General features: G+C 44.9%; 8 protein-coding genes and 1 pseudogene. 5 read left to right on the forward strand and 4 right to left on the reverse strand.

The features are described 5' to 3' along the window. Positions 1-4 precede the first annotated feature (4 nt). On the forward strand, positions 5-151 hold the full coding sequence (locus tag BLV90_RS16360; protein ID WP_177168104.1) for a hypothetical protein: 147 nt from the start codon (positions 5-7) through the stop codon (positions 149-151). Positions 152-192: 41 nt separating this feature from the next. Here the strand turns inward: BLV90_RS16360 and BLV90_RS14705 are convergent, their stop codons facing one another. Continuing rightward, positions 193-1,740: a Na+/H+ antiporter NhaC family protein gene (locus BLV90_RS14705; protein WP_091742721.1), complete on the reverse strand. Its 1,548-nt coding sequence runs from the start codon at positions 1,738-1,740 to the stop codon at positions 193-195. Positions 1,741-1,929: 189 nt separating this feature from the next. Between BLV90_RS14705 and BLV90_RS14710 the strand changes: the two genes are divergently transcribed. Next, positions 1,930-3,042 (forward strand): S8 family peptidase, encoded by a 1,113-nt coding sequence (locus BLV90_RS14710; RefSeq protein WP_177168105.1) that lies wholly within the window; start codon positions 1,930-1,932, stop codon positions 3,040-3,042. 104 nt (positions 3,043-3,146) lie between these two features. Here BLV90_RS14710 and BLV90_RS14715 read toward each other — a convergent pair whose 3' ends face one another. The 3 genes from BLV90_RS14715 to BLV90_RS14725 form a co-directional block, all read right to left on the reverse strand. Continuing rightward, positions 3,147-4,460, reverse strand: a complete 1,314-nt coding sequence (locus BLV90_RS14715) for a helix-turn-helix domain-containing protein (protein WP_091742725.1) — start codon at positions 4,458-4,460, stop codon at positions 3,147-3,149. Positions 4,461-4,723: 263 nt separating this feature from the next. After that, positions 4,724-6,043, reverse strand: a complete 1,320-nt coding sequence (locus BLV90_RS14720) for a (Fe-S)-binding protein (RefSeq protein ID WP_091742727.1) — start codon at positions 6,041-6,043, stop codon at positions 4,724-4,726. Next, positions 6,040-7,452 carry an FAD-binding oxidoreductase gene (locus tag BLV90_RS14725; RefSeq protein ID WP_091742729.1) on the reverse strand — a complete coding sequence of 471 codons (1,413 nt, stop codon included), beginning with the start codon at positions 7,450-7,452 and terminating at the stop codon, positions 6,040-6,042. The genes BLV90_RS14720 and BLV90_RS14725 overlap by 4 nt, the downstream gene beginning before the upstream one ends. A gap of 533 nt (positions 7,453-7,985) precedes the next feature. Between BLV90_RS14725 and BLV90_RS14730 the strand changes: the two genes are divergently transcribed. From BLV90_RS14730 to BLV90_RS14740, 3 genes and pseudogenes are all read left to right on the forward strand, one after another. Beyond that, entirely contained in the window at positions 7,986-9,902 is a 1,917-nt protein-coding gene (locus BLV90_RS14730; RefSeq protein WP_091742731.1) for an OPT family oligopeptide transporter, read from the forward strand. Between the two features lie 45 nt (positions 9,903-9,947). Continuing rightward, complete coding sequence (locus BLV90_RS14735) at positions 9,948-10,289, forward strand: PqqD family protein (RefSeq protein ID WP_245726379.1); 342 nt, start codon at positions 9,948-9,950, stop codon at positions 10,287-10,289. Between the two features lie 273 nt (positions 10,290-10,562). Beyond that, a pseudogene (locus BLV90_RS14740) lies at positions 10,563-11,220 on the forward strand (RNA-guided endonuclease TnpB family protein); the annotation flags it as partial.

An 11,220-nucleotide genomic window follows, 5' to 3' on the forward strand; every position in this document is an offset into this window, starting at 1 on the left:
CCCTATGCTAGATCACGAGGAAGTTAAGCCGTTGCCGGAGCGTCTACGTGAAGACTTGGATGGGGAGAACAACCCTGATTTAGAATCTCAGCCAGAAGCATTATCTAGTCGAAGGTATGATAAAAGGATAAAATTAATAGATCTCTTGTAAAAACACCCACTAGTGGGTGTTTTTTTTTGTGATTATCTGGGTTAGCGGACAAGTAACCAGCTGGTTACAACATATAGGAGAGTACTTGCTACTCCCACGAGCAGAGAGGCTTTTAATTTCATATGGGAGTATTTCATTAAGGGTAATTTCATAACGGTTGCCATCGCTACGGTATTATCACTAAGTAGGGAAGCAAAGCCACCGAATGTACCACTAGCAAAGACGGCACCTGAGATTAAAGGCAACGGGACATGGGTACCGACGGCAAGAGAGAAGGCGAGAGGCATTAAGATGGCCCATGATCCAAAACTAGAGCCGAGAATGTAGGCAATCACACATCCGATGATAAAGAATAGGGGAGTTAACCAGAGTGCTGGCAACGATGTACCGATCAAGCTCTTCGTGTATGGGATGAAGCCGAGATCAGTGGAGACGGCGGTCAATGCCCAAACCAGGGCAAGAAGAAGATTGACTCCCATCATCTCGTTCCCCCCTTGAAGAAAACCAAATAAGAGGCGGGTTAAGGGCTGACGGAAGATCGCGTACCAAATCATCATTAAGAAGAGAGTGATGAATATCGCTTCCAGCATGGCTTTACTTGCATCAGCCTTAACGAGTGCTCCCCAGAGAGTAGAAGCCTTGGTAGAGCCGTCCAACCATGTGAGAAGAAAGGTGAGGCCTATGAGGGCGAACAAAGGTACTACAAGATGGATAGCCTGGGGAGGTACGGTTTCGGAGACGATTTCTATTGGATCTGGAAAATCGCTGTCAGGTTCATGTTCGCTACTGGCACCTGAGAGTTTATCATGGGGGGTCTTTTTTTTATCTTTTTTCTTCTCTGCGTGCCGTAACTGATCCAGATATGCCACCTGGGGTGAGGCGCGGAAAGCTGTTTGGATGGTTGGGGGACAATCCTGTTCATCATCCGCTTTGCACTCATCTTTATTCCCTGTGAAAAAAGTAAGGTATAGGGAGTAAAGTAACATCAGAATTGCAAAAAAGTTAAAGGGGAGGCTTTGCAACAATAGTTCATAAGCAGATTTCCCTAGCCTTAAATGATGGGCGGAACTTGCGATCAGGCCTACCATATACCCTATAAAGGCGGTACCGATAGGAGTTAAAGCAATCAGAGGGGTAGAGGTTGCATCGATGATAAAGGCGACTTTAGATTTTGGAACTTTTAATCGTTCAAATACCCGTTGCATCACAGGGCCTACAGTAATGATTCGAAAATCAGGAGCCATGAAAGTAGCAAAGGAAGAAAGCCAGGTGAGGGTAAAGGCACCTCGGACAGATTGAATGCGTTGGTTCATCCAATCGGCAAAGCCAGCTACTCCACCAGTGACACGAATTAACCCTACAAAAGCACCAAATCCATATAGAAACACAAGTAAGCGGATATTGTTTGGCCGAGATATTTCCTGTAATAGATTAGAAATCGCTACTTCTATCCCACCTAGAAAATTGGGTCGCATCATATAGGAACCGATCAAGAGACCTACAACTAGACCAGGAAAAACTTGTCGGGTGAAAAGAGCAACAGGGATGACGATCAATAAAGGGAGCAGAGACCAAAAGGTGACGTGCATCGATCTTCCTCTTTTCCTGCGGGCTGAATTCTCTAGTTAATCTGCTCTTATATAACAATATCATGCGGATTTTCTTCTAAAAAACAGGTTCCTTATTTGCCAAATGGGGTGGGAATCTGCCTTGCCGATTGCGTCCTTCCATTCATAGATTGAAAGAAAATGACGCAATTCAATAGAGGAAGATGCTGTATGTCTAAGAGGAAACAACGTCGAAGAAAGAGCGATTCTCTTTCACAGAGGTTTGTCCAAGGAGAATTGCTTGTCAAATTCCATCCTCTTGCTTCAAAGAAAGATATTTACTCTTTGTTAGGGAAAGTAGAAGCCAGGACTTTACCCGGAGAGGTAGTCGGAGTGGCGCGTGTCCGCCTAAACCGACATATTTATGAGTCATTGAAAGCATTAACCCAACACGAGGTTGTCGAATTTGCAGAACCCAATTACCTGATGAAAACTCATTTTATCCCCAATGATCCTCTACTTTCTCGTCAATACGGTCTACGCCAAATCCAAGCACCTTTGGCATGGAATGTAACGCGAGGGAGAGCAGCAGTATTAGTGGCTATAGTGGATACAGGTGTTCAGGTGAATCACCCGGATTTACGAACGAAGTTGGTACGAGGATTTAATTTTGTTTCTGGAAATTCCAATACCAACGATAATAATGGTCATGGTACTCATGTTGCTGGGATAGCTGCTGCTGCTACAAATAATAGGATCGGTATTGCTGGAACAGGATTTAACGTACGAATTTTACCAGTCAAGGTAGTGGATAGCCGAGGGGTTGGTACTCTTTTTAACGTGGCTAGGGGAATTCTGTTTGCTGCTCGACGAGGAGCTAAAGTGATAAACCTTAGTCTGGGTGGACCGAATACAAGTAGTACGCTCCAAAATGCAGTAAACGGTGCATGGAATATGGGCTCGGTTATTGTTGCTGCTGCGGGCAATTCTCGTAGTAGTCGTCCTGAATACCCTGCATTTTATGCCAACGCGATTGCTGTTGCAGCAACCAATGCCAGGGATCGTAGAGCTCCCTTTACTAGCTTTGGTAATTGGGTGGATGTAGCGGCCCCAGGTGTCAGCATACTCTCTACAACAATTGGTAGTGGCTATGGTTTCAAGAGTGGCACTTCGATGTCGGCTCCATTTGTCTCAGGGTTGGCAGGATTGCTGGCCAGCCAAGGGAGAAATAATATTCAAATTAGACGTTCAATTCAGATATTTGCTGATCGTATTCCTGGGACAGGGAGTCTGTGGACATTTGGTAGGATTAATGCGAATCGGTCTGTGCGAAGTCCTCGGTGAAGGTTATCAGATGGGAAGCAGTGGATGTACAGGAGAGCCCTAACCTAATAGGGGACTCTCTTTTTTTGTGCTTTGCTTTTCTGATTAACTAATTAGTCTAACCGTTACTCGTCAGCAGTAAGCTCATGCTTTACTTTATACATGTCATTTAAACATAATTGAAACTGTTTTCTATCAATATTCTCCCAACATCGAGCAAGGAGAAAGAGGATATCAACTTTTTTATTTAATAGGTGATACTTGTGTGCAATATCTAATGCCTCTTGAAAATGAGTAATGGCTGTGTGTCGGTTCTTCTGAATGCAATAATATTTCCCAAGAGTGGTAAGGGCATCGGCTAATCGAGGCATATCTTTAATTAATTTATATAAGGAGATCGCTTGATTAATGGAACCTAAACTTTTCTCCCAGCGTTCTTGTTGTATATATAGAGTGGAAAGTCGCATATGGGCGTGGGCTAAATCTTTTTGATGAAGGGTGCTACTCTTTAGAGTCAAAGCAACTTGAAAGCATTCCTCAGCTTTTTTCCATTGTGAGTTACTCATATGAATATTAGCTAAAATGGTCCACAGGTTAAATAATCGGTTGTGTTGCTTATTTATTCTAGCGATCTCTATCCCTGCTAAACAGAAGGCGGATGCGGCATCGTATTGCTGTAATCGGGATAATAGTTCAGAGCGCCAAGTATAAAATCCAAGAATAGTATCAATATGTTGGGATACCAAGGCAGCATCCCAGTGATCCTCGATAATTTTAAGAGCTTCACCAACCCTTTCAAGGTGTTCTAGGTAGACCGCCTTATTTTCGATGAGCTTGAATTTTAAGTGGGTTCCTTCACCATCATCAACAAAAGCTTCAAGTCCGTTTTCTACATAAGCCAATGCTTGTTCTAAACGGTGATGATGATAACTATTGAGACCTAATTCATAGAAGCTAGCGGCTGCAATATTATTTTTTTTGCCGTAGGGATTCTGGTTCGATAAACGAATGGCATCAAATAGGAGGCGCTGGGCTCTTTCGAACTGAGTCAGTTTGTTTAAACAGGTTCCTAATAGATAATAAATCTTGGCAGCATAAGGGTGGCTATCATCTACTTGGAGCCCTTTTAATTGTCGGAGAGCTTGATCTGGATTACCTGCATCACGGGTGGATTCAATAGCAAACAACTTAAATTTTAAATCATGAAGAGCCTCTTTTTCTTGGACCATAAGGTTAGGTATATCCTCTAAACGAATATCTAGTTTTTGCAATAGGTAAGTAGCACGCTGAGGATTGACATGAGGAATACCGCGTTCAATGTTACTTATGGTAGCCGGGGAAATATTTTTATCAGCTAAATCTTCCAATCGCAACCCTTTTTCCTTCCTAACCTTTCGGATAATTTCCCCAATCTCATGGATATCCAGTGCACTCAACACGAATCACCCTCCATCTCATAACTTTTAAGGCCATGGCTATTCTACACCAAAAGTAGAAAATTGGAAATCGATTAGAGGATAAATTGTAGTAGGTTGACCTTAATTTTAGAAGATAGAAGTTTTTATTACTAAAAAATTTTAGTGTAACAAGGCTTTATGGTGTTAATTCAGGGAAATTAAGGGGAGATAGGGAGGTTGGAAATAATATTTTTTATAATTGGACGCCCCATAATTTCCAGTGAAATTTGCTCTAATCCCGTTATTCAGGTTCTGTCCCCCTCCATGCTTTCTATTAAAAGATCTACCAGATGAACAGCTCTCATATGGTTTTCTAGTCCAGCTCGCTGAATTCCCACTTTCATTTGGATGAGACAACCTGGGTTTGAGGTAACCAAAATAGCTGCCCGGGTATGGTGAAGATGCTGCATTTTTTCATCGAGGAGTTGTTGGGAGGTTTGAGGGTGGGTGAGATTGTAGATACCAGCAGATCCGCAGCAACGGTCGGATTCAACAAGTTCGATATAGTCGATTTCAGGGATGGTATTCAGCAGGGTTCGGGGTTCTTTGATCACTTTCATACCATTACGAAGGTGACAGGAATCTTGATAGGTGACTCGTTCGTGGATGGGTTGAAGGTTGAGAGAATGTCCATCAACAAGTAATTCACTGACATCTTTTATTCGATGAGCAAAGGATTGCGCCGCTGTGGCCCACTGGGGGTCATCCTTTAGTAAATAAGGATAATCGATGAGATGTGCACCACAGCCACCAGCATTTGAAACGATCCAATCGATATCTATCCCCTGAAACCCTTTAATATTTTGCTGTGCAAGCAGGCGAGCTTTTTCTTCTTCTCCTGAATGGGCATGTAGAGCTCCGCAACATGTCTGTGACTTGGAAATGATAACATCGTATCCAGCCGCTTGTAACACTTTGGCTGTATTGTGATTCGTTTTTGCAAAGAGCACATCCATGATACATCCTTGAAAAAGGGCAACGCGTCCGAGAGGGGTTCCGATTGCAGGGAGTCGTTCAGTGGTGACTCGTTCGCGGATGCCATAAGGACTAGCAAGGGGGAGCACTTCATCTACTTGTTGGAGGTGAGAAGGCATTAGCCATTTAGATAGTCCAGAACGGTGCAATAACCTTTGGATACCTGATCGTTGATAGAGTGCGAGAAAAGCACCGACCAGACGGAGTCGTCTACGATGGGGAATGAGGGCGTGAAAAAAGAATTTCCGCATGTATTTTTTCCAGGTTGGCGAAGGAGCGTGTGAAACAATAGCGGCACGGGATTGCTCTAACAGATGGCCAAAGTGCACGTCGGCGGGACAGTCGCTTTCACAAGCACGGCAACCAAGGCAAAAATCCATCTGTTTTTGAAAGGAGCTGTCTGGGATCATCCTCCCTTCATGGACCGCTTTCATGAGAGCGATTCTACCTCGAGGGGAGGCGGCTTCACGCCCTGTTTCACGATAAGTGGGACAAGCAGGTAAACAGAAACCACATCGCATACAACGAGTCAGTTCTTCTTCATCTAAAGTGAGGGTGAGTGTTTTGCCAACATCGTTCCATGAAGTCATTTCTTTGTCCCCTCCTGTTCAGTTGGAACCTGTGTGAAAATCTTACCTGGATTGAGGATGCCAGTGGGGTCAAGGGCATTCTTGATCCCCTGGAGAGCAACTATGCCTGTACGGCCAACTTTCCATTCTAGAAAAGGTGCTTTAGCTAATCCCACACCATGTTCTCCAGTAATCGTTCCACCTAGGCGGATAGCAGTGGCAAACATGTCGGCAAGAGCTTTTTCTACTCGGGTGATCTCTTCGGAATTCCGGGCATCTGTAAGAATGGTGGGGTGTAGGTTACCATCGCCAGCATGGCCAAAGGTACAGATGGTGAGGTCGTAACGACGGGAGATTTCTGTGATAGAACGTACCATCGGAGCAATTTGCGAGCGCGGTACGGTGATATCTTCGAGAATGAGAGTAGGGCGTAGTCGTGCAAGGGCGGAGAGAGCGTTTCGTCGTGCAGCCATTAACTGTGTGCCATCTGCAGAAGTTTGCGCAACCTCGATGTGAGTAGCACCACTATCAAGACAGATCTGATGAAGCTTTGTAATGTCCTGTTCGACTAAGAGGTGGGGTCCGTCTTGTTCAATGAGTAGGATGGCTGCCATATCGCGTGGGAGGCCGATTTGAGCATAATCCTCCACTACCTGGATCGTCCCTTGATCCATAAACTCTAAGGTGCAGGGAATGATCCGGGCGGAGATGATTGCAGAGACCGCTCGTGCAGCGGTGTCTAAATCGGCATAGTGAGCAACCATAGCACGTCGAGTTTCAGGTAAGGGGATTAGTTTAAGGGTGGCTTCGGTGATGATCGCAAGGGTTCCTTCGGAACCGACAAGAAGGCGGGTAAGATCGTAACCCGCCACATCTTTGTACAGCTTTCCCCCGGTACGGATTACCTCTCCGTTTGCAAGTACTGCTTCAAGCCCAAGCACATAGTCTCGGGTCGTTCCGTATTTAAGCCCCCGTAATCCGCCTGAACCCTCAGCAATATTCCCTCCGATGGTGGAGATTTTCATACTACTCGGATCGGGAGGGTAAAAGAGCTGTTTCGCTTCCACGGCATTGTGGATCGTTTGTGTCAGGACGCCGGGCTGGACAGTAATGGTTAAATTATCGGTGTCAATTTCGATGATCTGGTTCAACCGAGTCATTACCATCACGATCCCTCCTTGTGTAGGGACCGTATCCGCAGCTAGATTGGTGCCTGAGCCACGGCCAATGATAGGGATGTGATGCTGATGGGCGAGACGGAGGATTCTCTGTATCTCCTCTGTATTTTTGGGAAAGACGATCCCGTCTGGGATTGCTTGATAAAGTGGGGTGGCATCATAGGAGTAACTTATACAACTTTCCATATCATCACAGACATATTCTGCACCTAGGATCGTCGTTAGTTCGCTTTTAAGCTCAGGCGTAAGCATGGATATACCCCCTCAAAATAAAAGCTCTTACTCCTTATGGTATAGAGAATTTTTGAAGAAGAAAACAGCTATTTTTGTTTAATGATGGCTATGGGTACTCTTAAGTGGAGTGGTAATAATTTTGAGCGATAGATGGGAAAACTTATGTTATTCGGATCGTCTTTTTAAACCCCTCGATAAGCAAAAATTTTTGCAATCAAATGAGCTGGCGAATGACGAGTGATATAGGATAAAATAGTAATTTTGAACATATTTTGGCGTAATTTCTCCGCATAGAGGCTTAGTATGGGGTTCCTAATTCTTTTATAAGTAATTTATTATTTTTATATTACATGTTAGAATCGTTTAGTCCAGGGTTGTGGGTGTAAATAATCAGGTTTTACGGGAAGGGTAATAGGGCTTCCTTCGCATTATATGAAGGGAATATAAGCAGATTTATAAGTAATGAAGTGGAATATAAGGAAGCTAGTTATTTCCCATATAAGTAGGATCGTGTGACATTCATAGACCTAGCTGGAGAAAGAGGGGTAGCGATGAGTAGTGATAAACAGAACACGCGGCAGACGGGGTTTGTCCCTTATGTTTCTGCGGATAAGACGTTGCCGGAATTAACATGGATCGCTTGTGTGTTAGGAATTGTGTTAGCGGTGGTTTTTGGTGCGGCTAATGCCTACTTAGGTTTAAAAATCGGACTGACTGTATCCGCCTCCATCCCTGCGGCAGTTATTTCAATGGGGATTTTACGAGGGATCTTTCGTCGGGAGTCCATTTTAGAAAACAACATCGTGCAAACGATAACGACTGCAGGGGAAGCAATTGGTACAGGTGCTGTATTTACTCTCCCTGCCTTGTTTCTATGGGATCTGAACCCGAGTCAAGCGATGATTGCATTTATTGTATTGACAGGTGGATTTCTTGGGGTATTTATGATGATTCCCCTCCGTCGATTGCTAATCGTCAATGAGCATGAAACACTTCCATACCCAGAAGGAACGGCATGTGCTGAAGTGCTCAAAAGTGGTGAAACTGGGGGCAAAAATGCACGTTTGATCGCTGTAGGTTTCTTAGTAGGCGGATTGGTTAAAGCGCTGGGCGATGGATTTATGCTCTTTAAAACGGAGATCGAAACCCAGATTGGTAAGTTTAAAAACGCAGTGATTGGACTAGATACCTTCCCTGCGTTGTTAGGAGTTGGCTATATCATCGGCCCTCGTATCGCTGGCCAGATGATGGCGGGTGGACTTCTTGCTTGGGTAGTATTTATTCCTTTGATTAGTTTTTTTGGAGCGGGCACGGGTCAGACGATCTTCCCTGCTGAAGCACCCATTGCGAAGTTGGATGCCTGGGGAATCTGGAAGGGATATATCACTTATATCGGTGCAGGTGCAGTGGCTGTCGCTGGGTTGATCACGATGGTGAAGACCTTACCTACGCTGGTTACCTCCATTGGTGAAACCATGCGCAGTGCACGTAAAAACAAACAAGGAGGACAAGGACTAGCACGGACGGATCGGGATATCCCGATGAAATGGGTTGGGATTGGTGTATTAGTTGTTGTTTTAATTCTCGCTTTTACGCCTCTTACCAATGTAGGAGTGATTGGTGCTCTTTCCATCGCAGTCTTTGGGTTTCTTTTTGTTGCGGTTTCTTCCCGGATTGTTGGGATCGTAGGTAGTTCTTCATCTCCTGTATCGGGGATGACGATTGCGACCATTCTGATCGTCACTTTTATTTTCAAAGCGACTGGCATGAGTGGAATGCATGGGATGATGGCCGCCTTGATTATAGGAGCTGTCGTTTGTACAGCCTTGGCGGTTTCAGGAGATATCTCACAGGATTTAAAAACAGGTCATCTTGTTGGTGGAACACCATGGAAACAACAGATCGCTATGATGATCGGTGTGGTGGCGTCTGGTTTAGTGATCGGTATGGTATTGGTGATATTAAACCAAGCCTATGGAGTGGGTTCCAAAGAATTGCTTGCTCCGAAAGCCGTGTTAATGAAAACAATCATTGAAGGCATTATGAAAGGTGACCTTCCCTGGGACCTCATCTTTATTGGTGCAGGAATTGCGATTGTGATTGAATTTCTTGGTTTGAACTCATTGGTTGTAGCTGTAGGCGTCTACTTGCCCATCCATGTGAGTACTCCGATAGTAGTAGGTGGAGCGATTCGGTGGCTTATCGATCTCTTCTCGAAGGAGGAGGGTGTTCGGAAACTACGTAACGATGCAGGTGTTCTCTTTGCTTCGGGACTGATCGCTGGTGAATCCTTGATTGGTGTTGTGATCGCGATTTTGATTGTAGGTGGTGTCTCTATCCCAACCACGCCATTGAATGAAAATATGTGGGTTTCCCTTGGTGTTTTCCTCCTAGTAGGGATTCTCCTATGGTGGATCGCTCATCGAGCATCTAATGAACGGACCAAAGCTGATACTGGGTCCAAATAATGATGGCGGTGATGGTGGATGTTTGGCAAAAGGAAAGAAAAAAATATGCTTACGATGGCACCTATTCTCAAAGAACAGTTTCAACTTGAAAAGAAGGGGGAAGCCGGGGAGGATGTTTCTACGCTGATTATCCCTCGAACAGGGTGGCTAGAACGGTTATCCATCCGATGGTTAAAACAGCCTACAGCCATTCGTGTTCAGCTGGATGTGATCGGAAGTTTTGTCTTATCGCGATGCACTGGGAAAATGACTGTAGAGGATCTAGCCAATGCCTTGGAAGAACAATTTGGTGAAAAGGCAGAGCCCGTTCTCCCGCGATTAGTGAAGTACCTAGAAATAATAGAGAGCAATGGCTGGATCCGCATGAGAAGTACCGAAACAGAATGAAGGATATGTAAAGCTCCATGCAGATTTGATATGATCCTCTCCAAGATAAACAGTAAGAAGCAAGCCCCCCTTGCTTATCTTTGCAGGGGATACCCGTATAAGCAATCTGGGCCCGGTAAATCCACCGGGCCCAGATTGCTTATAGATTACGAGCGGGAAAACCCAGCCCTTCAGGGTTGGGATGAAAGCGAGCGTCAGACGAGAGAGGGGTGATCTTCCCTCTCGCAAGGCTGACAATCCCCGTATATAATTAGATAAAGGGGAGGTAAACCCATGCACAAAGCGTTTAAATTTCGCTTGTATCCAACAAAGGAACAAACCATTCTCATCCATAAATCCATTGGATGTAGTCGTTTCACATTTAATCACTTTCTAGCCAGATGGAACGAATCCTATGACAGCACAGGAAAAGGTCTGACCTATGGAACCTGTTCTGCCCAACTGACTGCCTTAAAAAAAGAGATCGATTGGCTACGGGAAGTCGATTCTACTTCGCTTCAAAATACCTTGAAACACCTAGCAGATTCCTTCTCTCGCTTCTTCAAAAAGCAAAATGACCGTCCTCGCTTTAAAAGTAAACGAAACCGTGTCCAATCCTACACCAGTCAATGTAACCATCCGAAAAAGGGAAAGGCCACCATCGAGGTGATAGCCAATCGGATCCGGCTCCCAAAACTCGGATGGGTGAAGGTTGCCAAATCCCGTGAAGTAGAGGGACGGATTCTTTCTGCAACTATCCGGCGTAATCCCACGGGGAAGTACTTTGTATCGGTGTTGATTTGGGGCTGAAAGACTTTGCGATTCTAACGGACGGAACCCAAGTAAAACCGTCTCGCTATTTCCGCCAGTACGAAAAGAAGCTAGCCAAAGCACAGCGCATCATGAGCCAACGAACCAAAGGCGGTTCCAATTGGCACAAAGCACGGATCAA

Source organism: Marininema mesophilum (assembly GCF_900106775.1).
Classification (GTDB): Bacteria; Bacillota; Bacilli; order Thermoactinomycetales; family DSM-45169; genus Marininema; species Marininema mesophilum.

Coding starts and splice junctions, on each gene's coding strand:
- BLV90_RS16360 (WP_177168104.1), top strand. CDS start 5: ATGCTAGATCACGAGGAAGTTAAGCCGTTGCCGGAGCGTCTACGTGAA.
- BLV90_RS14705 (WP_091742721.1), bottom strand. CDS start 1,740: ATGCACGTCACCTTTTGGTCTCTGCTCCCTTTATTGATCGTCATCCCT.
- BLV90_RS14710 (WP_177168105.1), top strand. CDS start 1,930: ATGTCTAAGAGGAAACAACGTCGAAGAAAGAGCGATTCTCTTTCACAG.
- BLV90_RS14720 (WP_091742727.1), bottom strand. CDS start 6,043: ATGACTTCATGGAACGATGTTGGCAAAACACTCACCCTCACTTTAGAT.
- BLV90_RS14725 (WP_091742729.1), bottom strand. CDS start 7,452: ATGCTTACGCCTGAGCTTAAAAGCGAACTAACGACGATCCTAGGTGCA.
- BLV90_RS14730 (WP_091742731.1), top strand. CDS start 7,986: ATGAGTAGTGATAAACAGAACACGCGGCAGACGGGGTTTGTCCCTTAT.
- BLV90_RS14735 (WP_245726379.1), top strand. CDS start 9,948: ATGCTTACGATGGCACCTATTCTCAAAGAACAGTTTCAACTTGAAAAG.